Source organism: Streptomyces tubercidicus (genome assembly GCF_027497495.1).
Lineage (GTDB): Bacteria > Actinomycetota > Actinomycetes > Streptomycetales > Streptomycetaceae > Streptomyces > Streptomyces tubercidicus.
On the sequence record NZ_CP114205.1, the window covers coordinates 3,938,763 to 3,961,319 of the forward strand.

General features: G+C 70.8%; 17 protein-coding genes. 5 read left to right on the forward strand and 12 right to left on the reverse strand.

The window, feature by feature from the left end:
* Positions 1–3: 3 nt before the first annotated feature.
* From STRTU_RS17135 to STRTU_RS17145, 3 genes are all read right to left on the reverse strand, one after another.
* Entirely contained in the window at positions 4–915 is a 912-nt protein-coding gene (locus tag STRTU_RS17135) for an ABC transporter ATP-binding protein (protein WP_159744310.1), read from the reverse strand.
* 103 nt (positions 916–1,018) lie between these two features.
* A complete protein-coding gene (locus tag STRTU_RS17140) occupies positions 1,019–1,930 on the reverse strand; it encodes an ABC transporter permease subunit (RefSeq protein WP_159744312.1) in 912 nt (303 codons plus the stop codon).
* 4 nt (positions 1,931–1,934) lie between these two features.
* Positions 1,935–2,990, reverse strand: a complete 1,056-nt coding sequence (locus tag STRTU_RS17145; protein WP_159744314.1) for an ABC transporter ATP-binding protein — start codon at positions 2,988–2,990, stop codon at positions 1,935–1,937.
* Between the two features lie 204 nt (positions 2,991–3,194).
* On the opposite strand from STRTU_RS17145, the gene STRTU_RS17150 reads away from it, so the two are divergent.
* The 3 genes from STRTU_RS17150 (at position 3,195) to STRTU_RS17160 (ending at position 7,443) form a co-directional block, all read left to right on the forward strand.
* The gene (locus STRTU_RS17150; protein ID WP_159744316.1) at positions 3,195–4,061 is read left to right on the forward strand and encodes a M24 family metallopeptidase; all 867 of its coding nucleotides are present in this window, start codon (positions 3,195–3,197) and stop codon (positions 4,059–4,061) included.
* A 251-nt stretch (positions 4,062–4,312) separates the two neighbouring features.
* Complete coding sequence (locus STRTU_RS17155) at positions 4,313–6,043, forward strand: SDR family oxidoreductase (protein WP_159744319.1); 1,731 nt, start codon at positions 4,313–4,315, stop codon at positions 6,041–6,043.
* A 233-nt stretch (positions 6,044–6,276) separates the two neighbouring features.
* Positions 6,277–7,443 carry a MerR family transcriptional regulator gene (locus STRTU_RS17160; RefSeq protein WP_159744321.1) on the forward strand — a complete coding sequence of 389 codons (1,167 nt, stop codon included), beginning with the start codon at positions 6,277–6,279 and terminating at the stop codon, positions 7,441–7,443.
* Positions 7,444–7,635: 192 nt separating this feature from the next.
* On the opposite strand, the gene STRTU_RS17165 is transcribed toward STRTU_RS17160, so the two are convergent.
* On the reverse strand, positions 7,636–8,985 hold the full coding sequence (locus STRTU_RS17165; RefSeq protein WP_159744323.1) for a carotenoid oxygenase family protein: 1,350 nt from the start codon (positions 8,983–8,985) through the stop codon (positions 7,636–7,638).
* On the reverse strand, positions 8,982–9,572 hold the full coding sequence (locus STRTU_RS17170; RefSeq protein ID WP_159744325.1) for a DUF3159 domain-containing protein: 591 nt from the start codon (positions 9,570–9,572) through the stop codon (positions 8,982–8,984). The genes STRTU_RS17165 and STRTU_RS17170 overlap by 4 nt, the downstream gene beginning before the upstream one ends.
* A gap of 133 nt (positions 9,573–9,705) precedes the next feature.
* Between STRTU_RS17170 and STRTU_RS17175 the strand changes: the two genes are divergently transcribed.
* A complete protein-coding gene (locus tag STRTU_RS17175; RefSeq protein WP_159744327.1) occupies positions 9,706–10,299 on the forward strand; it encodes a PadR family transcriptional regulator in 594 nt (197 codons plus the stop codon).
* A gap of 170 nt (positions 10,300–10,469) precedes the next feature.
* Here STRTU_RS17175 and pspAB read toward each other — a convergent pair whose 3' ends face one another.
* From pspAB to STRTU_RS17190, 3 genes are all read right to left on the reverse strand, one after another.
* Entirely contained in the window at positions 10,470–11,033 is a 564-nt protein-coding gene (gene pspAB, locus STRTU_RS17180; protein WP_159744329.1) for a PspA-associated protein PspAB, read from the reverse strand.
* Positions 11,034–11,098: 65 nt separating this feature from the next.
* Entirely contained in the window at positions 11,099–11,998 is a 900-nt protein-coding gene (gene htpX / locus STRTU_RS17185; RefSeq protein ID WP_159744331.1) for a zinc metalloprotease HtpX, read from the reverse strand.
* 255 nt (positions 11,999–12,253) lie between these two features.
* A complete protein-coding gene (locus STRTU_RS17190) occupies positions 12,254–13,153 on the reverse strand; it encodes an LLM class flavin-dependent oxidoreductase (RefSeq protein WP_159744333.1) in 900 nt (299 codons plus the stop codon).
* A gap of 155 nt (positions 13,154–13,308) precedes the next feature.
* On the opposite strand from STRTU_RS17190, the gene STRTU_RS17195 reads away from it, so the two are divergent.
* Positions 13,309–14,238 (forward strand): Cof-type HAD-IIB family hydrolase, encoded by a 930-nt coding sequence (locus STRTU_RS17195; RefSeq protein WP_159744335.1) that lies wholly within the window; start codon positions 13,309–13,311, stop codon positions 14,236–14,238.
* Positions 14,239–14,299: 61 nt separating this feature from the next.
* On the opposite strand, the gene STRTU_RS17200 is transcribed toward STRTU_RS17195, so the two are convergent.
* The 4 genes from STRTU_RS17200 to STRTU_RS17215 all read right to left on the reverse strand — a co-directional run bounded on the left by STRTU_RS17200 (position 14,300) and on the right by STRTU_RS17215 (position 22,359).
* The gene (locus STRTU_RS17200; RefSeq protein WP_159747019.1) at positions 14,300–15,979 is read right to left on the reverse strand and encodes a GAF domain-containing sensor histidine kinase; all 1,680 of its coding nucleotides are present in this window, start codon (positions 15,977–15,979) and stop codon (positions 14,300–14,302) included.
* A gap of 150 nt (positions 15,980–16,129) precedes the next feature.
* Positions 16,130–19,792: a thiol reductant ABC exporter subunit CydD gene (gene cydD / locus STRTU_RS17205; RefSeq protein ID WP_159744337.1), complete on the reverse strand. Its 3,663-nt coding sequence runs from the start codon at positions 19,790–19,792 to the stop codon at positions 16,130–16,132.
* A gap of 47 nt (positions 19,793–19,839) precedes the next feature.
* Positions 19,840–20,841 carry a cytochrome d ubiquinol oxidase subunit II gene (gene cydB / locus STRTU_RS17210; RefSeq protein WP_159744338.1) on the reverse strand — a complete coding sequence of 334 codons (1,002 nt, stop codon included), beginning with the start codon at positions 20,839–20,841 and terminating at the stop codon, positions 19,840–19,842.
* Between the two features lie 9 nt (positions 20,842–20,850).
* Positions 20,851–22,359 (reverse strand): cytochrome ubiquinol oxidase subunit I, encoded by a 1,509-nt coding sequence (locus STRTU_RS17215; protein ID WP_159744340.1) that lies wholly within the window; start codon positions 22,357–22,359, stop codon positions 20,851–20,853.
* Positions 22,360–22,557 lie beyond the last annotated feature (198 nt).

Genomic DNA, 22,557 nt, shown 5'->3' on the forward strand with positions numbered 1-22,557 from the left:
GCCTCAGGCCGCTACGAGGTAGGAGAAGACGGATTCCAGCGACTCGTCGGAGGGCGAGACCGTCAGAAGGCGGATGCCGTGGTCGCGGGCGACCCGCGGCAGGAGTTCGGTGAAGCGGCCGAAGTCGACCGCCTGGATGCGCAGCGCGCCCTCGGTGAAATCCACCTCGATACCGGCCGTCGAGGGGTCGGCGATCAGCGCACCGGCCAGCGCCCGGTCGTTGTCGGACCGGACCAGATAGCGGTGCGGGCGGTCCGTCATCAGCCGGCGGATCTTGCGGAAGTCGCCGGACGCGGCATGCCGTCCCGCCACCACCACCTCGATGTGCGCGGCGAGTTGCTCGACCTCTTCGAGGATGTGCGAGGAGAACAGGACCGTACGGCCCTCGTCGCCCATCCGCCGCAGCAGCTCCATCAGCTGCATCCGCTGGCGGGGGTCCATCCCGTTGAACGGCTCGTCCAGCAGCAGCACCGACGGGTCGTGGACCAGCGCGGACGCCATCTTCACCCGCTGCCGCATGCCCTTGCTGTACGTCGAGATCTTGCGGTGCTGGGCGTACTCCATCTCGACGGTGGCCAGCGCCCTGGTCGCCTCCGCCCGGCCCAGGCCGTGCAACTCGGCGTTGGCGAGCACGAATTCGCGCCCGGTGAGGAAGTCGTACATCGCCTCGCGCTCCGGGACGATGCCGATGTGGCGGTAGATGCCGGCGTTGCGCCAGATCGTCGTCCCGTCGAGGGTGACGGACCCGTTGGAGGGCGCGAGGAAGCCGCCCATCATGTTGATGAGGGTGGACTTGCCGGCGCCATTGGGGCCGAGCAGGCCGGTCACGCCGGGGCCGATGGTCATGGTGATGTCGTTGACGGCAACGACATTGCCGAACCAGCGGGAGACATGGTCGATGTGCAGAGTCGTCATGGGCGCGGCCCATTCCTTCGGAGGGTGGTGGCGGGCGACAGACAGAAGGCGCAGGGGCGCAGCCCATCCCTGGGAAGGGCGGTGGTGGGTGACGGGTGGGAAGTCACAGGCCGGCCTTTCGGTAGCGGCGCATCAGGAGGGCGTAGCAGCCGACGATGACGGCCAGCGTCACGAGGAGGTAGACGAAACCGGCGCCGGTGGTCGGGGCCAGCTTGTTGGGGAAGGAGCTGCTGCCGCCGAGGAAGGTCGACTGCACCCCGTCGATCAGCGTGATGGGGGAGAACAGCCCCAGCCAGCCGACGGCGGACTCATTGCCCTGGACGAAGGCGATGTTCTGGACCGCGCTGACCGCGCCGTACGGAATGGTGAGGACGGCGATCACGGCGGCGACACCGAAGCCGCGGCGCGGGGTGGCCGCGGAGACGACCAGCCCGATCCCGGCGAACAGCAGCGAGAGCAGCGCCACGGCGACCAGTCCCTGCGCCAGGCCCTTGGTCTGGTCCAGGAAGTCCAACTTCGCCAGCAGCGCCCCGGCGTAGAGGATCAGCAGCGGTATACCGGTGAGGATGAACAGAGCCGCGGCCATGGCCGCGAACTTCGAGGCCACGTAGTCGACCCGCTCGATGGGCCGGGAGAAATACAGCGGGATGGACTTGAACCGCAGATCGCGGGAGACCGACTGCGGCGCCTGGGCGGCCAGATAGAGGCCGATGACGGCCTGGAGGTAGACGGCGTAGCGGGAGTAGCCGACCGGGAGGGCGCCGGCCTTGGTGACCACCGCCACCGCCACCATGATCGCGGCGGGCAGGCACATCGCGACGAGGAGCAGCGCCGGCAGCACCTTGCTCTTGGCCGAACGGCCCAGGCCGTAGGAGCCGCGCAGGCTCTGCGAGAAGAGCGACCGGCGGGCGTAGGCGCGGCCCAGCCGGGGGCCGTCGTAGTGGCGGTAGCCGATGTTGTGGATATAGGCGTCGCCCGGCGCGCCGGAGGGGGACGCCGGCTGCGCGGACGTCATGGGCTCAGGCGACATCGTGGGCGCCTCCGTCCTGGGTGGCATACGGGGCGCCCGGGGCGCCTGCGGTGGCGGGGGCGGCCTGCGCCGCGTCCGCGTCGCTGAAGACCTCGGCGATCTGGTGGCGGCGCTGTTCCATCCGGACCAGGCCGAGGCCGAGCCCGGCGACGGTGTCCCGCACCAGGTCGTACGTCGCCTCGCCGGCCGCCTCGACATACAGGAGGTGGCCGGAGGCGGCGAGGCCCTCGGAACCGGCGGCGCGGGTGGTCACCGCGGCCCCGGCCGCGGCCAGTGCCGCACGCAGCGCCTCGGTGCCGTCGGGATGCGCGTCGGTGTCCGTGACCTCCACCGCCAGCGAGGTCGTGACCTGCGTGAACTCATCGGTGGAGGAGGACCGCAGCAGTGTGCCGCCGTCGATGACGACGACATGGTCACAGGTGCGCTCCAGTTCACCGAGGAGGTGGGAGGTCACCAGGACGGAGATCCCGAAGTCGCTGTGGACGCGCCGGATCAGGCCGAGCATCTCGTCCCGCCCGGCCGGGTCGAGGCCGTTGGTGGGCTCGTCGAGGAACACCAGCTGCGGGTCATGGACCAGCGCCTGGGCCAGCTTCACCCGCTGCTTCATACCGGTCGAGTAGCCGCCGATGGGGCGGTAGCGCTCCTCGTAGAGGCCGACATGGCGCAGGGTGTCAGCGGTGCGCTCGCGGGCGGCGGTCGGCGGCAGCCCCGACATCCGGGCCATGTGCACCACGAACTCGGTGGCCGAGACGTCCGGCGGCAGACAGTCGTGCTCGGGCATATAGCCGACCCGCTCACGGATGGCGGCGCCGTCCGTGGTCACGTCCAGGCCGAGGACATGCGCGGTCCCCTCGGTCGCCGGGGCCAGCCCGAGAAGGATCTTGATCAGGGTGGACTTTCCGGCACCGTTGGCACCCACCAGGCCCGTTACGCCGGGGGCGATGTCAACGGAGAGCCGGTCCAAGGCGGTCACCCGCGGGTACCGCTTGCTCAGGCTTTCGGTCACGATCACAGTCACGTCATCGACGGTAGTGGCCTCCGCCATACCGGTCGTCAACCCAAACGATGGGATGCGCATCCCCCTCGGGTATTACGTGCCCGTAGGGGTCTCATGCTGGGAGCGCGCCCGGGGTAAGGGTGGCGGTGCGGGTGCGGGCCTCTTGACGCAACCGCTGACCATTGTCACATTCATCGGTGTCAAGTTACGGGCACGTACCGCGATGGACGTCTCACGGACGGACGGTTGGCGATGGCCTCAGTCACCTCAGCGACCTCACCGGGAGCCGGCGAACTCACCGCCGGGCTAAGGGGGTTCAGAGAGGTCCAGCGGCTCGCCTATGACTGCGCGGAGGCGGTGGCCGCCCAGCTCAAGCCCGGGGTGACCGAGCGGGCGGCGGCGCGGATGCAGCGCGAGTGGCTGCGCGAGCGCGGTGTGCGGGACTGGTTCCATCTGCCCTTCGCCTGGTTCGGCGACCGCACCGCCTTCGTCAACTTCCGGGTGCCGCCGCAGTTCTTCCCCACCCACCGTGAGCTGGAGCCGGGGATGGCCTTCATCCTCGACATGGCCCCCGTACACAACGGCTACACGGCCGATATCGGCTACTCCGGCTGCCTCGGCCTCAACCCCGTGCAGGACCGGCTGCTCGCCGGCCTCGAAGCGCACCGCGATCTGATCCTGCGCGAGGTGCGCGAACGGCGCCCGCTGCGGGAGATCTACGAGGACGTCGACCGGCTGATGGTGCGGCAGGGCTATGCCAACCGCCACCGCGCCTACCCCTTCGGCGTCATCGCGCACAAGATCGACCGGGTCCGGCGGCGCCGCTGGTCCCCCACTCTCTTCGGGTTCGGCACCCAGGCCCTCAGGGGCCTGGCCTCCGACGCACTGCACGGCCACCGCGACGGCTGGTCCCCGCTGTGGAGCCCGTACAGCTTCTCCGACCACCCACCGCGGCCGGGACTGTGGGCGGTCGAACCCCACCTCGGCTTCCGGGGCACGGGCGCGAAGTTCGAGGAGATCTTGGTCGTCACCGACTCCAAGGACCCGCAGGAAAGCGCTTTTTGGCTGGACGACGATCTGCCGCATGTGCGGCGCCGGCAGGAGGAGAGGGCCGCATGAGCCGCATGAACTCGGGACGTGGAGCGGGACGGGGACGTGGATGGGGATGGGTGATGGGGAGCGGACGCGGGATGGGAAACGGACGGGGTTCGGGTCGGGGGCAGTGGGCTGGGGCCGGGGCGGGCTCCGGCGCCGGGTCCGGGGCTGCGGCTGAGACCGGAGCCGGGGCCGGGGGCGGATCCGGGGCCGGGGGCGGATCCGGGGCTGAGGCCGGGGCCGTTGCGGGGCTCGACGGGGCTCGGGAGCGCCGGGTGCGGTCCGGTGACGTCGAGCTGTGCGTTGCCGAGCTGGGCGATCCGGCACAGCCCACGGTGCTGCTGGTGCACGGCTACCCGGACAGCAAGGAGGTGTGGTCCGAGGTCGCCCGCGGTCTGGCCGACCGGTTCCATGTGGTGCTGTACGACGTCCGGGGCTGCGGCCGGTCCACCGCCCCGCAACCACTGCGGGGCGGCTTCACCCTGGAGAAGCTGACGGACGACTTCCTGGCCGTCGCCGACGCCATCAGCCCCGACCGCCCGGTCCATCTGGTCGGTCATGACTGGGGCTCGGTGCAGGGCTGGGAGTTCGCCACGGTGCGGCGTACGGAGGGCCGGATCGCCTCCTTCACCTCCATGTCGGGCCCGTCCCTGGACCACTTCGGCCACTGGATCAAGAAGCGGACGGCACGCCCCACCCCCCGGCGCGCCGCTCAGCTCCTCAACCAGAGCGCCAAGTCCTGGTACATCTACCTGCTGCACACCCCCGTGCTGCCCGAGCTGGCGTGGCAGGGACCGCTGGGCAAGCGCTGGCCGAAGCTCCTGCAGCGGGTGGAGAAGCTGCCGGGTGGTGCCTACCCGACCGCTTCGCTGCCGACCGACGCGGCCCATGGCGCCTGGCTCTACCGCGACAATGTGCTCCCCCGGCTCCGCCGCCCGCGCACCGACGCCTATGCGCACTGCCCGGTCCAGCTCATCACCCCCACCGGCGACGCCTTCCTCTCACCACGGCTGTACGACGACCTGGAGCAGTGGGCGCCGCAGCTGGTACGCCGCACCCTCCCGGCCAAGCACTGGGTGCCACGTACCCGCCCCGACCAACTCGTCTCCTGGATCGGCGAGTTCATCACCGCCAAGGAGGAGGGCGATCCGGCGCGGCAGGTCGTGGCGTCCGGGGCATACGCCGACCGGTTCGGCGGGCAGCTGGTGCTGGTGACCGGCGCGGCCGGCGGCATCGGCCGGGCGACGGCGTTCGCCTTCGCGGAGGCCGGTGCGCGGATCATCGTGGTCGACCGGGACGCCGAGGGCGCGGCACGGACCGCCGATATGTCCCGGCTGATCGGCGCACCACAGGCCTGGGCGGAGGTCGTCGATGTCGCGGACGAGACGGCGATGGAGAAGCTGGCCGACACGGTCCATGCGGAGTACGGCACCGTCGATGTGCTGGTGAACAACGCCGGCATCGGCCTGTCCGGCTCCTTTCTCCAGACCGGCACCGAGGACTGGAAGAAGGTCCTGGACGTCAACCTGTGGGGCGTCATCCACGGCTGCCGGATCTTCGGCAAGCGGATGGCGGACCGCGGCCAGGGCGGCCATATCGTCAACATCGCCTCGGCCGCGGCCTTCCAGCCGTCGAAGGTGCTGCCCGCATACAGCGCGTCCAAGGCGGCCGTCCTGATGCTCAGCGAGTGTCTGCGCGCCGAACTGGCTGGTCAGGGCATCGGCGTCTCGGCCGTCTGCCCCGGGCTGGTCAACACCGGTATCACCGCCACCGCCCGCTTCACCGGCGTCTCGGCGGACGAGGAGAAGCGCCGCCAGACCAAAGCCGCGCGGATGTACCGGCTGCGCAACTACCCGCCGGAGAAGGTCGCCGACGCCATCCTGCGTGCGGTGGCCCGCAACCAGGCGGTGGTACCGGTCACCCCCGAAGCCCGCGCCGCCCACCTCCTGTCCCGCTTCGCCCCACGCGCCCTCCGCGCCCTCGCCCGCTTCGAGCCACGGCTGTAGGGGGCGGGGGAAGGAGGGGAGAGAGGGGAGGGAGGGGAGAGAGGGGAGGGAGGGGAGGCTTGGATGCAGCGAACTCGCGGTAGCCAGGGCGGCCGTACCATCCCCCGCAGGAAGGGTCGCCGCGCGCGGCCGTCGTCTGCTCGGCGTCTGCCCCGGCCGCACCGGGCCGGGGCGGGTGCGGTGGGCCACCCGGCCGTCTCGTGGCGCGCGGCAATCTCGTAAGGAGCACCGCAGTGAACGAGCAGCCGCCAACGGCCGAGTCCCGCACCACCGAGTCCCGCGCCGCCGAGCGCCGCACCACCGAGTACCGCATCGAGGATCTGGCTCACCTCAGCGGCGCCACGGTGCGCACGATCCGCGCCTATCAGGACCGTGGACTGCTCCCCCGCCCGGAGCGCCGCGGCCGGGCCAATGTCTACGGCGATGCCCATCTGGCCCGGCTGCGCCAGATCGCCGATCTACTGGACCGCGGCTACACCCTCGCCAGCATCAAGGACCTCCTTGCCGCCTGGGACGCGGGCCGCGACCTCGGCGGGGTCCTGGGCCTGGTCGCCGAGATCGACGGGCCGTGGACCGATGAGGAGGCATCCCGCATCAGTCGCACGGACCTGGACGCCGCCTTTGGTGGCAGCCCCGATGAGACAGTGCTCTCCGAGGCCGTCGAACTGGGCGTCCTGGAACGGATCCCGGGCCGGGACGACGAGTTCCTCGTCCCCAGCCCGCAGGAACTCGCCGTCGCCACCGAACTGCACTCCGCCGGTGTCCCCCTGACAGCGATCTACGGACATCTGCGGGAGGTGCGCGATCAGGTCGAGCACATCGCCGCCCGCTTCGTGGACTTCACCACCGCGCATGTCTTCCAGCAGTTCCTGGATCACCCGCCCACCGAGGCCGAGGCCGCGGAGGCCGCCGCCCTCATACGCCGGCTCCGCCCCCTGGCCCAGCAGACCATCGACGCCGAACTCGCCCGCGCCATGCGCACCCTGGCCACCCGCTCGCTGCGCCACCACCTCAGCGAGCCACTGCCGTCAGAGGCACGGAGACCCACCGGAAGCGTCGCGGAGGCCGGGGCAGCGACTGGAAGCGTCGCGGAGGCCGGGGCGGCAACCGGAAGCGTCACCAAGCCTCGGCCCGCTTCCCACCTGTCCCCTGCCCCGGTGCCCGCCCCCGGGCCGGTCGCGGACCCCCGTACCGCGGCCACCCCGGCGGCTCTCCCGGAGTCGGTACTGCTCCCCGCCGAGGCAGTGCAGGCCGTGCGGGAGCTGGTCGGCGCGGACAACACGGCCGCCTTTATCGCCGCCGCCGCACGCCGGGAGGTACAGGCCCGCACGATGGACGCCCTGGTGGCGGGCGGTAGCAGTCGCGCCGACGGTCTCGGCACCCGGGACCGCAGGTACTGACTCCGACACCGCCCGCCCGGTCTGCGGCGCAAGCCCGGCCACCGGCCCGTACCAGCCCGTGCCGGCCCGGCCCTTCCAGGCAGAGCCCGCCCCAGCCCCACCCCCACGCACTCTTCAGTTATCAAGGATCAGGCAGTCCGCGACCCCCTGTCGCGCCCTCGCCCCCGTGAAGCACCCCACCAGCACCCCGCATCAACGCACCGGATCCGGCAGCCAGTTGCCATGGAATCCGTAAGGCACACGCTGTGGGAGATGCACCGTGGCGACCGGGTCGGCGGATATGTCCTCCGAGTTGAGTACGACGAGATCGCTGGTGTCGGTGGAGGCGTCGTAGACATAGGTGATCAGCCAGCCCGGACCTCCCGGCCGGTCGTCCGCCGGGGCGAAGACCGCCTCGCCCGGAGTGCGCCCCGGGCCGAAGTCATGCCGGACGGCCACACCGGTCCGCAGGTCGTAGCGGAGCAGGGCGCCGGGTATCGGGCCGGTGCCCGGTAGCTCGCCGACCGTGGCATGGCCGAAGCGGGCCGGCTGCCCGGCGAGGCGGTCATCCACCCTGGGGAACTCACAGTCCTGGTCGTCGAGTTGCTCCTCGGCGACCGTGCCCGTCACCAGGTCGATCGTCCAGCGCCAGAGGTGGCCCGGGGTGCTGTCGTCGAAGTCGGCATAGCGGGAGACATGGAGAACGATCCGCTGGTCACCGTCGTCGTGAGCGTTCAGGGCGTGGAAGACATAGCAGGGGTCGATGGGCAGCCAGCGGACCTCGCCATAGGGATCGTCGCGGCGCAGCACACCGAGCCGGGCGCCGTAATCCGGGTTCCAGCGATACGGCATACCGGGGCGGCTGCGGTCGAAGACGACCGGGAGGTCCATGAAGATCACATGGCCGGCGGTCAGATGGAAGTCATGCATCATCGTGTGCCCCGGGACGTCGATGGGGCGGCTGATCACCAACTCCCCTGCGGCGTCGGCACGGTGGTAGGTCAGATAGGGCGGAGTGGGACCGCCGTATCCGAAGAAATGCAGTTCGCCCGTGCTGGGGCAGGTCTTGGGGTGGGCCGTCATGGCGGTGGTGAGCCGGCCGCCGAAGTCATGGGCGCCGATGGTCTCCAGCTCATGGCCGGGGCGGCAGTCGATCTCATAGGGGAACGACGACTCGACCAGGGCGAGGGTGCGTCCGGCGTGCCGGACGATATGGGTGTTGGCCACGCCTGCGGCCAGATTGCGGTGGCCCCGCTCGTCCACCGGACGCGCGCCGTCGGTGAAGGAGGCGGTGCGGACCCAGCGGTTGCGGTAGGAGACGGCACGGCCGCCCTCCAGGCGCAGGCCGTGAACCATGCCGTCGCCGAAGAACCAGTGGGGAGTGGCGGCATCCCGCGGGTTGGGGCCGTTGCGCAGGAACCAGCCGTTGAGTTCGGGTGGGATCGTGCCCGTGACCGGCAGGTCGTAGGCGGTCAGCTCGTCCGTCACCGGGGCGAAGTTGCCGGCCATGTGCGGTGCGGGGGCGTGGGATTCGGATGCGGTGGTCGGGGGTGTGACGGTCATGAGGCCAGGCCTCCTTGGATGTCGGCCCGCGCGCCGGAGGTCTCCATGAAGCGGGCACGGGCCCGCTCCGGATAGGCGGCGGTGAAGCGGGCGGGAAGGATGAATCCGGCGAGCTGAAGGATGATCGAGAAGGCCACGGGCCACCCGTAGGCGGAGACAACTGTCTGGGCGAGCGCGGTGAGGGTGAAGGACAGCGCCCACGCGGCCGTGAGCACGACGTTGATGCGGCGGAACAGCGGGGTGTGCCAGACCTCCGGCGGCGCCATCCGCCGCGCTATCCCCATCGTGAAGGGCCGCCGCACCGCGATGGACACCCAGGCGACCAGCGCCAGCCAGCCCATCGACAGGGCGCTGCCGTACATCCTGAGACCACTGTCGGGGCGGGCGAAGGCCAGCGCACCGAGAGCCGCGAAGAACACGATCGTGCCGTACTCCAGCAGGCGCAGATCGAGCGAGAGGCCCGCGGCGCGGTCGGCGATCAGCAGCGCGACGGCCGCCGCCAGACCGGCGAGCGCACCCCACTGCCAGCCGGCCGAGGACACCCCCGCAAAGACCAGCCACGGGATGAAGCCCCGCAGATAGTTCATGACTCCCCCTCTTCGGACTCTTCGCTCGCGACCGTCGCTCGCTCGCCCGCGCTCACTCACATTCCAACTTCGACATGTCGAACATAGAAGCTCCACCTTTGACATGTCAACAGTGGAAGGTAAAGTGCAGGTCATGAGCTTGAGACATGCCGTGCTGGGCCTGCTGGCCGAGTCCCCCGCGAGCGGCTACGACCTGATGAAGATGTTCAACGCCTCGCTCGCCAACGTCTGGCCGGCCACCCAGAGCCAGGTCTACGGCGAACTCACCAAGCTCACGACCGCCGGCCTGGTCGAGGTCGCCGCCCACGGCCCCCGCGGCCGCAAGGAGTACGCGATCACGGGGGACGGCCTGGCGGAGCTGCGCCACTGGCTGACCGACGTCGATCCCAGCGGCCCCCAGCGCCATGACGGCCTGCTGCGCGTCTTCTTCCTCGGCATCGTCACACCGCTCGAAGCACAGACCTTCCTGCTGCATCAGGCCGAGCGCGCCGCCCGTTACCGCACCACGCTCGAAGACCTCGACGAGACCGCCGACTGGGACGAGGAAATGATTTCGGTCTATGGGCGGATCGCGCTGGAGTACGGCCTGCGGATGTCGGCGACCCAGGAGGAATGGGCCCGTTGGGCAGCCGACGAGGTGACCAGCGCGAAGGCGCGAAAGGCCAGCGAACTCGCCCGCGAGCGGCACAAGGAGCGCACAGAGCAGGAGAAGCAGGAGGAGAAGTAGGAGGAGCAGGAGGAGGAGCAGGAGGAGCAGGACGCGGCGGCCCGGCCGGGCGCAGGGGAGTGCGGCACCGGCCGGCTGTCAGCCCCAGGCCCCATGTCCCAAGCTCCACCTGCCGGACCGGCCTGACCGACCGGACTGCTCGACACCGCCACCGGGCCGTTCGCCCCGGCTCAGAGCCCCGGCGCGCCCCACACCGGGAACCACCGCGTCAGATCCTTCTCGATCGTCAGATCGTCCGCGAGCATCGCCCGCACCTGCAGTTCGAGCGGGTTGTCGCGCTTCTCGCCGCCGTCCCGTTCCGGTGCGAAGGGGTAGAACGTGCCCCGCTTGTAGAGGTAGACGAGCGCCAGCGACCGCTGCTGTTCGTCACGGAAGCCGACCAGCGAACACAGCAGCTGGGGGCCAAAACCTGCCTCCTCCAGGGACGTGTTGACCGCATGCAGGTCGTTGACCAGGCCCGCCACGTCCTCCGGCGGATGCCGTACGAGCAGCCAGGTATAGCCGTACGCATCCCGGGTGAACTCCACGGTGCCGTCCAGCAGGGACCGTGCCTCCTCCTGAATACGGGAGAACGCCCCGCCCTCGACGCTCGCGAAGCACACCGACCCCACTCCGGTGGGCACGAAACCGGCCGCGGCCTCCAGGGTCACCGCCGCGGACGGCAGCGCGAAGAGCTGGTCGAGGTCGGGGCGGACCGGCTTGCTGCGGCCGAGGATGGCGTCCAGAAAACCCATGTGCTGCTTACTCCTTGCTCGTCACGGCCGACCGGTCACCAGCGGGATCCCCTGCGCACCGTGCCTCACGCCCGCCCCAGCTCCGTCGAGATCCGGGCCAGCTGCTCCAGCCGCTGTTCCAGCGTCGGGTGCGAGGAGAGCAGCCTGCTGAAGCTCTCCTTGTTGAACGCGGGGGCGAAGTAGAAGGCGTTGAACGGCTGGGCCTTGCGCAGATCTTCGGTCGGGATCCGCGCCATCTGGCCGGTGACCTTGGTCAGCGCGGCGGCCAGTGCCGACGGCCGGCCGGTCAGCAGGGCGGCGGCCCGGTCGGCGGCCAGCTCGCGGTAACGGGACAGCAGCCGGGTCAGCAGGAAGCTGAGCGTGTAGATGACGGCGCTGACGGCGGTCACGATGAGCACGGCGATGGCCGTGTTCTGGTCCCGGCTGTCGCGGCCGATACCGCTCCACAGGGCGGCCCGGGTGATGATCCCGGCCAATACACCGAGGAACGAGGCGATGGTCATCACGGCCACATCGCGGTGCGCGACATGCGAGAGCTCGTGGGCCAGCACCCCCTCCAGCTCCGCCGGCTCCAGCCGACGGAGCAGCCCCGTAGTGGCGCAGACCAGCGAGTTCTTCTGACCGCGTCCGGTGGCGAAGGCGTTCGGCACATCCGACTCGGCGATCGCGACCCTCGGCTTGGGCATATCGGCCAGCGCACACAGCCGGTCGACGGCGCCGTGCAGTTCGGGCGCCTGCTCCGGGGTGACCTCGCGCGCGCCCATGCTGAATGCCGCGATCCGGTCGCTGAACCAGAACTGCGCGACGAACAGGGCACCGGCGATCACCAGCACCACCACCCAGGCGCCCTTGAGCAGCACCACCAGCACGCCGACGACCACGACGTACAGCAACCCGATGAGGAACATCGTCGTGACCATGCGCGAGGTCAGCCCGCGGTCCGGGGCGAATCGGGTCTGTGCCATGGCTCCTCCACAAACGCCGCACTTCGCGCAGTGCGCCGACCCGCCCGCGCGCCGTCTTTCCACCGCGCGCCGCGTGCCGCCCACTGCGCCACTGTCCCGATTCTCCCTCTTCTGGGCTATATGCGGGGTAAAGCCCAGGCCAGGGGATGGTCGGGCGGGTCGGCGTACGGGAGCGGAGGGCCATACGGAGGCAGTGGGCCCCACGGAAGCCGCGGGGCCCACCTGCCCCTTAGGGAGCGCCGGGACGGCCCTCGTCTACCGGGCAGCCAGTTGCGCCATCCCCTCCGTCGCGATCCGCTCGAAGACCGCGAGATCGGCCTCGAAGAGCGAATCGGCGATCGGCCAGTGGAGGACCAGTTCATCGATGCCCAGCTCGGCGTGGTGGCCGGCGAAGTCGACAAAAGCGTCCACGGAGTCCAGCGGACGGTCCGGGGTGAAGCCGGTCAGCATGATCTTCTGCAGTTCGGCGACCTCGCGGCCCTGGTTGGCGCAGGCCTTCCCCAGCCGCTCGCACTGGCCGCGGATCGCCGCAAGCGACTCGGCCGGTGTGCCGCCCCCGTTGGACACCTTGGGATCACCGGTCGTCACCCATGCCTGGCCGTACCGGGCGGCCAGCTCCAACCCGCGCGGGCCGGTGGCCGCCACCGCGAACGGCAGCCGCGGCCGCTGCACACATCCGGGAATGTTGCGCACCTCGTGCGCGGAGTAGTGGGCGCCCTCATAGGAGACGACGTCCTCGCTCAGCAGCCGGTCCAGCAGCGAGACGAACTCGGCGAAGTGGTCGGCCCGTTCGCGCGGCGCCCAGGGCTCCTGCCCAAGGGCGGTGGCGTCGAAGCCATTGCCGCCGGCACCGATGCCGAGGGTGATCCGGCCGTCGCTGATGTCGTCGAGCGAGATCAGTTCCTTGGCGAGGGTGACCGGGTGCCGGAAGTTCGGTGAGGTGACGAGGGTGCCGAGCCGCATCCGGGAGGTCACACCCGCCGCCGCGGTCAGCGTCGGTACGGCGCCGAACCAGGTCTGGTCACGGAAGCTCCGCCACGAGAGGTGGTCGTAGGTGTACGCAGCGTGGAAGCCCAGCTCCTCGGCGCGCTGCCACACCTCCCGCCCGCCTTCGGACCAGCGGCGGACGGGGAGTATCAGGGTGCTCAGTCGCATGCTCCGAGCCTACGGCCGTCCTATGGACCGGATGATTCCCCTCGGTCCTCCGGGAGGTCCGCCCACCTGCTCCTACGCCCTCGGCCCGGCGGCACGCGGGCTCATGCGCGCAACCCACCGCACGCCTGTGCACGGCGGTACGGGAAGATGGCCCCGTGACTGATGCCTCCGCCCCACCGTCCCGGGCGCCCGAAACGGCCGTTGTGCCCCGGCTCATCGCCACCGATCTCGACGGCACACTGCTGCACGACGACAAGACGGTCTCCGACCGCACGATCGCCGCGCTCGCCGCCGCGGAGCGGGCCGGTCTTGAGGTGTTCTTCGTCACCGGACGCCCGGCGCGCTGGATGGGCGTGGTCAGTGACCATGTGCACGGTCACGGCCTGGCGATCTGCGCCAACGGGGCGGCCGTCGTGGACCTGCACCGCGGCGGCCGGATCGTCGAGGTCAGCCCCCTGGAGCGGACCGCCGCCCGGCAGGTCGTGGACGCGCTGCGGAGCGCCGCGCCCGGTACCTCATTCGCGGTCGAGCGCACCGGCGGCATCCACTACGAGCCGCAGTACCCGCCCCTGCTCCTCGACCCGGCCGCGGTCGTCGCACCGGCGGAGAAGCTGCTCGCCGACGACTTCGTCCCGCCGCTGGGCCCGGAGGACACCGAGCCGGACGGCCCGGACGGCGGCACCGACCGCCCCGCCTTCCCCGACCAGCCCGTGATCAAGCTGCTCGCGCACCACCCCGAGCTGGACCCCGACGCCTTCCTGGCCCTGGCCCGTACGGCGGCCGGCGATCTCGCGACCTTCACCCGGTCCAGCCCCACCGCCCTCCTGGAGATCAGCGGACCCGGCGTGAGCAAGGCCGGCACCCTCGCCCGCTGCTGTGCGGAGCGCGGTATCGCGCCGGAGGAGGTCGTCGCCTTCGGGGACATGCCCAACGACATAGCGATGCTGTCCTGGGCCGGCACCTCGTACGCCATGGCCAACGCGCACCCGGAGGTACTGGCCGCCACGACGCGCCGTACGGCGTCCAACAACGACGACGGTGTCGCGGCGGTCATCGAGCGGATCTTGCAGGACGGTTACCTCTAAGGGCCCTCCTGGGGCTCCTTCGGAAACGGCCCGCGTCCCGTCGCCCCCGCCCCGTGCCCTCTCACAACGGCGCCTCCCACCGCACCGTGGTGCCCGTACCGCCGTCGCCCAGCCCCGGGCCGTACGTGCTGGAGCCGCCCAGCGATTCGGCCCGGTTGGCGAGGTTCTTGAGGCCGCTGCGGCGGCCGCTGTCCGGGATGCCGATGCCGTCGTCGGCGACGGTAAGACGGACGCCGTCGGTACCGTCCGGGAGCCGGATCGTGGCGTCGACGACGACCTCGATCCTGGATGCCTGGGAGTGCCGGAAGGCGTTCGACAGCGCCTCCCGCAGCGCGGCGATCAGGTTCTTGCCGGTCAGCTCGCCGACCCGGGAGTCCACCGCGCCGATGAAACCGGCCGACGGCTGGAAGCCGAGCGGTACGGCGGCGGTGCCGATCTCGCGCAGGACCCGGGTCCGCAGCCCGGACGGCGCCTCGGCCGGGCCCTGTTGGAGGGCGAAGATCGCGGTGCGGATCTCCTGGATGGTCACATCCAGCTCGTCGACGGCCTTGCCGACGCCGTGGGCCACCTCCGGCACGATGGTCCTGCGCTGTGCGCTCTCCAGGATCATGCCCGTCGCGAACAGCCGTTGGATGACGAGATCGTGCAGGTCACGGGCGATCCGGTCGCGGTCCTCGTAGACGGCGAGCCGCTCGCGGTCGCGCTGGGCGTCGGCCAGCACCAGCGCCAGCGCGGCCTGTGCCGCGAACTGGGTGGCCAGCGTCCGCTCCGCGGCGGTGAACGGGCGGGCGCCCCGGGCCCGCGGTGTCGAGAGGGTGCCCAGCACCCGGCCGCCGCTCTTGAGCGGCAGCATCATGCTGGGGCCGAAGCGCTGCGCGACATCGGTGACCATGCGCGGATCGGTGGCTGAATCGTCCACGAACACCGGCTCCCCGGCGAGGAGTTGTTCCACCACCGGGCTGTCGTTCGGAATCTGCGTCCCCATGATCCCGGCGGGCTCGTCCGCCGACACAGCGACGATCTCCAGACCGCCCGCCTCGTCGGGCAGCAGCACGATGCCGGCCGCCGAGTCCGCCAGCTTCCGGGCCTGTTCGGCCACCACCGCGAGCGCATCGTCCACATCACTGCCGGCGAGGAGTTCGGTGGTCACCGCCACGGAGCCGTCGATCCACCGCTCCCGCTGCCGGGTCGCCGCATGCAGCCGGGCGTTGCCGATCGCGATACCGGCCTCGGTGGCCAGCACCCGCACCATGTGCAGATCCTCCTCGCTGAACACCCCGCCGTCGCGCTTCTCGGTCAGATAGAGGTTGCCGAAGATGTCGCCCTGGACCCGGATCGGCACCCCCAGGAACGTCCGCATCGGCGGATGCCCCGGCGGGAAACCGGCCGAGCGGGCGTCCTGCGTGAGGTCGTCGAGGCGCAGCGGCTTGGGATCGTGGATGAGCGCACCCAGGAGCCCTTTGTGGCCGTCGGGCAGCGCGCCGATCCGCTCGTGCTGCCGCGGGGTCACGCCGTACGTCACGAAGTCCGACAGCCCCTCGCGGGCCTCGTCGATGATCCCGATCGCGGCATAGCGGGCGTCGGCGAGCTCGGCGGCGGTCTCCACGATCCGGTCGAGCGTGACGTGCAGTTCCAGCCCCGCACCGACCGTGCGCATCGCTTCCAGCAGCTGCGGCACCCGGGCGGTCAGCTCGGACGACAGGCCCCGCAGGCTGCGGGTCGCCTCGGTGGCGGCGTCCATGGGGTCGCGGGCCGGCCCCGGGCCACCGCTCCCGAGGTCCCCGGGGTCTGAGGGTGGTGGTCCTGCGGTGGCTGCCATGCCATGAGCCTAATAAGGGCTGTTTTCCGGGGAAAGTCCAGTTTTGCGGGACGGTCACCGGCAGGCTCCGTGCTACCCCACCGGCTGGGCCTCGCCGTATGCCGCGTCCACCGCCCGCTCGCGCTCCAGCATCCGCCGGAACGGGCCGTCGGCCGCGGCCAGCTCCGCGTATGTGCCGCGCTGCACGGCCCGGCCGCTGTCCAGGACCAGCACCTCGTCGACCGCGTCGAGGCCGGTGAGCCGGTGGGTGATCAGGACCGTCGTACGGCCCTCGGTCGCGGTCAGCAGATCGGCGGTCAGCGCGTCGGCGGTGGCCAGATCCAGATGCTCGGCGGGCTCGTCCAGGACGAGCACCGGGAAGTCCGCGAGCAGCACACGGGCCAGGGCCAGCCGCTGCCGCTGGCCACCGGACAGCCGAGCGCCGCGCTCCCCGATCATGGTGTCCAGTCCGGCGGGCAGCCCTTGCACCCAGTCCGCGAGCCGTGCCCGGCCGAGCGCGTCCCAGAGATCCTGGTCGTCCGCGACGCCCCGCCGGTCGGGGCGGGCGAGCCGGAGGTTCTCCCGCAGCGAGCTGTCGAAGAGGTGCGCGTCCTGCGCACACAGCCCCACCAGCCGCCGCACCGCGTCACCGGCCATCTCCCGGGCGGCCGTACCGCCCAGCGTGTAGCTGCCCGACTCCTCGTCCAGGAAGCGCAGCAGCACCTGCGCCAGCGTGGTCTTCCCGGAGCCCGACGCGCCCACGACGGCGAGCCGGTGCCCGGCCGTCAGCGTGAAGCCGACGCCGTCCAGGGCCGGCCGGTCCTGGCCCGGGTGGCGCGCGGTCAGCTCGCGTACGGCCAGCGGGAACGGCGTCTCGGGAGCGGCGGCCGGGGCGGCGGGCTCGGAGACCGGGGCCGGAGCGTCCAGCACCTCGAAGATCCGCTCGGCGGCGTGCCGGGTGCGTCGCCGGTACTGCACGGCGAGCGGCAGCCCCGCCACCGCCTCGAACGCGGCCAGCGGAGTCAGCACGACGACCGCCAGCGCCACCCCCGACAGCCGGCCCGCCTGCACGGCCTGAACCCCGGCCACCGCCGATGCCGCGACCGTCAGCCCGCACAGCAGCGCCGACAGCCCGGCGCCGATCCCGGCCACGGCGGCCGAGCGGGAGGCGATCCGGGTCAGGTCCCGGTCCGCGCTCCGCACCGATTCCGTACGGGCCCCCAGGGCTCCGGCCACCGTCAACTCGGCGGTACCGGTGAGCACATCGACGACCCGGGTGGCGAGCCGTCCGCGGGCCGGTGCCAGCCGGCGCTCCGCACGGCGGGCCAGCGCACCGGAGAGCACCGGCACCCCCACCCCCGTGAGCAGCAGCCCACCGGCGAGGATCGCGCCCGCCTCCGGCAACAGCCAGCCGGTGAAGCCGACCGCACCGGCGCCGACCAGCAGCGCCGCACCGACGGGCAGCAGCCAGCGCAGAAAGTAGTCCTGCACCGCGTCGACATCGGCCACCAGCCGCGACAGCAGATCGCCACGGCTGCGCTCCCGGAGCCCGGCCGGTGCCAGCCGCTCCAGTCGCTGGAAGACGGTGACGCGTACCTCGGCGAGCATCCGGAACACCGCGTCGTGCGCGACCAGCCGCTCGGCGTACCGGAAGACCGCGCGCCCGATGCCGAACGCCCTGGTCGCGGTCACCGCCACCATCAGATACAGCACCGGCGGCTGCTGCGCCGCGCGCGAGATCAGCCAGCCGGAAGTCGCCATCAGGCCCACCGCGCTGCCCAGCGCGAGGCTCCCGAGCAGCAGCGCCAGCGCGAACCGCGCCCGGTGGACACGGGCCAGCCGCCGCAGCCGGGTGAGCGCCGCACCGCGGGCGGTACCGGGCTCGGGGTCCGCACACAAGGCCCCGGCGGATCCGTCGTTCCCGGGAACCGAGTCCTCGGACGACTCCGGTCGCACCGCCGCCGACGCGTCCGCCCCGGCCCGCCGCACCGCACCCGGCACGGCCCCGGTCGGCGGCCCCGGCGGGTCCGGCAGCCGCACCACCCGGTCCGCCGCCGCCAGCAGCGCCGGACGGTGGACGACGAGCAGGACGGTACGGCCGACCGCGAGCCGGCGGACGGCGGACACGATCGCCTCCTCGGTGGCGCCGTCCAGGTTCGCGGTGGGCTCGTCCAGGAGCAGGATCGGGCGGTCGGCGAGGAAGGCACGGGCGAGCGCGAGGCGCTGACGCTGGCCGGCGGAGAGCCCGGCACCGGACTCGCCGAGCCGGGTCGCCATACCGTCCGGGAGCGCGTCGACGAAGTCCAGCGCGCCCGCGTCCCCCAGGGCGGAGCGCACCGCGGCGTCGTCCGCGTCCGGCCGCGCCAGCCGGACGTTCTCGGCGATGGTGCCGGCGAACAGATGCGGGTGCTGCGGCACCCAGGCGATCCGCTGCCGCCAGCTTTCGGGGGAGAGGGACGCGATATCGCGGCCGTCGGCCAGCGCCCGGCCCTCGGACGGTTCGGTGAAGCCGAGCAGCACGCTCAGCAGGGTGGACTTTCCGGCGCCGGAGGGCCCGACCAGCGCGACGGTCTCGCCGGGCCGGACCTCGAACGAGGTCGCGGGGAGCGAGTCGGTGGACCGTCCCGGGTGGCGGACCACCAGGTCCTCGACGGCCAGCGCGGTGCCCTGGGGCGCGGGGTCGGTGCCGGGCGTGCGCAGCGGGGTCTCCAGGACGGCGAAGATCTCCTCCGCGGCCGAGAGCCCCTCGGCCGCGGCGTGGTACTGCGCACCGACCTGCCGCAGCGGCAGATACGCCTCGGGTGCCAGCACCAGCACCATCAGGCCGGTGTAGAGGTCGAGTTCACCGTGCACCAGCCGCATTCCGATACCGACCGCGACCAGTGCGACGGAGATGGTGGCGAGGAGTTCGAGCGCGAAGGAGGAGAGAAAGGCGATCCGCAGGGTGCGCAGCGTCGCCCGGCGGTACTCCCCAGTGATGGACCGGATGGCGGCGGCCTGGGCCTTGGCCCGGCCGAAGACCTTCAGGGTGGGCAGGCCCTCGACGACATCGAGGAAGTGGCCCGACAGCCGGGCGAGCAGCCGCCACTGGCGGTCCATCCGCGCCTGGGTGGCCCAGCCGATCAGGATCATGAACAGCGGGATCAGCGGAAGGGTGAGGACGATCGTGAGCGCCGAGAGCCAGTCGCCGGTGACGATCCGGGCCAGCACGGCGAGGGGAACGACGACCGCCAGCCCCACCTGCGGCAGATAGCGGGCGAAGTAGTCGTCCAGGGCGTCGATGCCCCGGGTGGCGAGGGCGGTGAGTTCGCCGGTGCGCATCTCCAGGGTGCCCGCGCCGGAAGCGTCGCCCGCCCCGGCCGCGCCCGCCTCAGCCGCCTCCGCGCCGTACGCCTCCGGGACCTGCGCCTCGCCGTCCGTGCGGCCGATCACCGCGCCGGGCCCCAGCCGCGCCGCCCGCTCCACCAGCCGCATCCGCAGCTCGGACTTGGCCGCCGCACCGGCGCGGTGTGCGGCCAGCTCGGTGAGCCAGGAGACCAAGCCACGTCCCACGGAGACCGCGGCGAGCAGCGCCAGCGGTGTGGTCAGGGCGCCGACGTTGAGCTCGTGCTGGAACGCCCCGACCACGACCTCGGCGATCAGCATCGCCTGGCCGACGACCAGGCCCGCTCCGGCAAGCCCGAGCACCACCACCGCGATCAGAAAACCGCGGGTGGCGCGAGCGTAGCGGAGCAGACGCGGGTCGACGGGTTTCACGTGAAACAGTCCTCCTGCTGAAGCCGCCCCGAGGGGAGTCGGCTCAACTAGTGGGCCTCGGCCAGGTGTTGTGTGCCGATGCGCTTGCGGAACACCCAGTATGTCCACCCCTGGTAGAGCATCACGAGCGGGGTGGCGAAGCCGGCGCCCCACGTCATGATCTTCAGGGTGTAGGGGCTGGACGCGGCATTGCTGACCGTGAGGTTCCAACTCTCGTTCAGCGTGGACGGCATGACGTTCGGGAAGAGCGTCAGGAACAGCATCACGACCGCGGCCATGACGGTGACACCGGAGAAGGCGAACGCCCAGCCCTCGCGCCCGAGCCGGTTGGCCCCGAGCGCCGCGATCAGCGCGACCACCGCCACGATCATCGCGACCAGGCTGGTGCCATCGCCCTTGTCGGCCTGGGTCCAGCCGAGGAAGCCGAGCACCGTCACCGCGGCGACCGGACCGAGGACGGCCGCCGTCCTGCGCGCCCGCTCCCGGATGTCACCCACCGTCTTGAGCGAGGCGAACACCGCGCCGTGGAAGGTGAACAGCGTCAGCGTGACCAGGCCACCCAGGATCGCGTACGGGTTCAGCAGATCGAGAACGGTCCCCACATACTCCTTGTGGGCATCGATCTTGACTCCGTGCACGAGGTTGCCGAACACGATGCCCCAGAGCACCGCGGGCAGCAGCGAGGTCCAGAAGATCGTGTGCTCCCAGTTCCGCTGCCAGCGCTCCTCGCTCCGCTTGACGCGGTACTCGAAGGCGACACCGCGCAGGATCAGACAGACCAGGATCAGCAGCAGCGGCAGATAGAAGCCGGAGAAGAGGGTGGCGTACCACTCGGGGAAGGCGGCGAAGGTCGCCCCGGCCGCACTGATCAGCCAGACCTCGTTGCCGTCCCAGACCGGCCCGATGGTGTTGATCAGTACCCGCTTCTCCTGCCGGTCACGGGCGAGGAGCTTGGTGAGGACGCCGATTCCGAAGTCGAATCCTTCGAGGAAGAAGTACCCGGTCCAGAGAAAGGCGATAAGGACGAACCAGACATCGTGGAGTTGCACAGTCGCCTCCTAGTACGAGAAGGCCATCGGCCGGTCGGCGTCCGTGCTGTCGCCGCCGATCTTGGTGGGCGGGTTGAGGTCGGAGTCACTGAGCTCCGGGGGGCCGGCCTTGACGTACTTCACCAGCAGCTTGACCTCGACCACGGCGAGGATCGCGTACAGCGTGGTGAAGACGATCATCGAGGTGAGTACCTCGCCCTGCGAGACGCCCGGGGACACCGCGTCCGAGGTGCGCAGCACGCCGTAGACGGCCCAGGGCTGGCGGCCCATCTCGGTGAATATCCAGCCCCAGGAGTTCGCGAGGAGCGGGAAGCCGAGGGTGACGAAGGCGAGCGACCAGTACCACTTGCTCAGGCGGGCACCGAGCTCCTTGTTCTTGGTGAGCACGAGCCGAGGTGGTTCCTCGTCCCCCGTACGCAGCCCCGGAGCCAGCCACAACTTCTTACGGGTGAGCCACAGCCCGGCGAGTCCGATGGCGAACGACGACATCCCGAAGCCGATCATCCAGCGGAAGCCCCAGTAGGCGACCGGGATGTTGGGCCGGTAGTCACCGGGCCCGAACTTCTGCTGCTCGGACCGGTTGACGTCGTTGATGCCGGGGACCGGCGAGCTGAAGTCGTTGTGGGCGAGGAAGGAGAGCAGACCGGGAACCTCGATGGCGACCTTGTTGTGGCCCTTGTCGACATCCCCGTAGGCGAAGACCGAGAACGGCGCCGGCGCTTCGGTTTCCCAGAGCGCCTCGGCGGCGGCCATCTTCATCGGCTGCTGCTTGAACATGACCTTGCCGAGCGAATCTCCGCTCACCGCGGTGAGGATGCCGGCGATGACCATCGTGATCAGCCCGAGCCGCAGCGACGTCCGCATGACCTTGATGTGCTTCTTGCGCATCAGATGGAAGGCGGCGATACCGACCATGAACGCGGCACCGGTCAGGAAGGCCGCGGTCAGCGTGTGGAAGACGACGACCAGGGTGGTGTCCTGGGTCATCACCTTCCAGAAGTCGGTCAGTTCGGCGCGCCCGTTGGCGGCGTTGTACTTGTAGCCGACCGGGTGCTGCATCCAGGAGTTCGCCGCCAGGATGAAGTACGACGAGAGCAGCGTGCCGATCGAGACCATCCACATGCAGAAGCAGTGGATCTTCTTCGGCAGCTTGTCCCAGCCGAAGATCCACAGGCCGATGAAGGTGGATTCGAAGAAGAACGCGATGAGCGCCTCAAGGGCCAGCGGGGCACCGAAGACGTCGCCGACGAACCGCGAGTAGTCGGACCAGTTCATGCCGAACTGGAACTCCTGGACGATGCCGGTGACGACACCCATCGCGATATTGATCAGAAACAGCTTGCCCCAGAACTTGGTGGCCTTGAGGTACTTCTCCTTACCCGTGCGTACCCATGCGGTCTCTAGTCCAGCCACCAGAGCGGCGAGGGAGATCGTCAGGGGGACGAACAGGAAGTGGTAGACGGTCGTGATGCCGAACTGCCATCGCGCCAGAGTCTCTGGCGCCATCGCCAGTTCCATGTCGTGCTCCTTACGTCGCCGTGTTGCACTACGGCAATGCCCCATATGCGCCGTATAAACGACGCATAATGGACAGGCTTGTGAACGCGTTCACATTCACAAGCAATTATCTCCTACCGCTTTTCGGCCAATCCCTGGGGGGTACGTGACTGCGGTCACGTACCCGCAGAAATGGGCCGGGGCCGCGGGTAGGCAGAC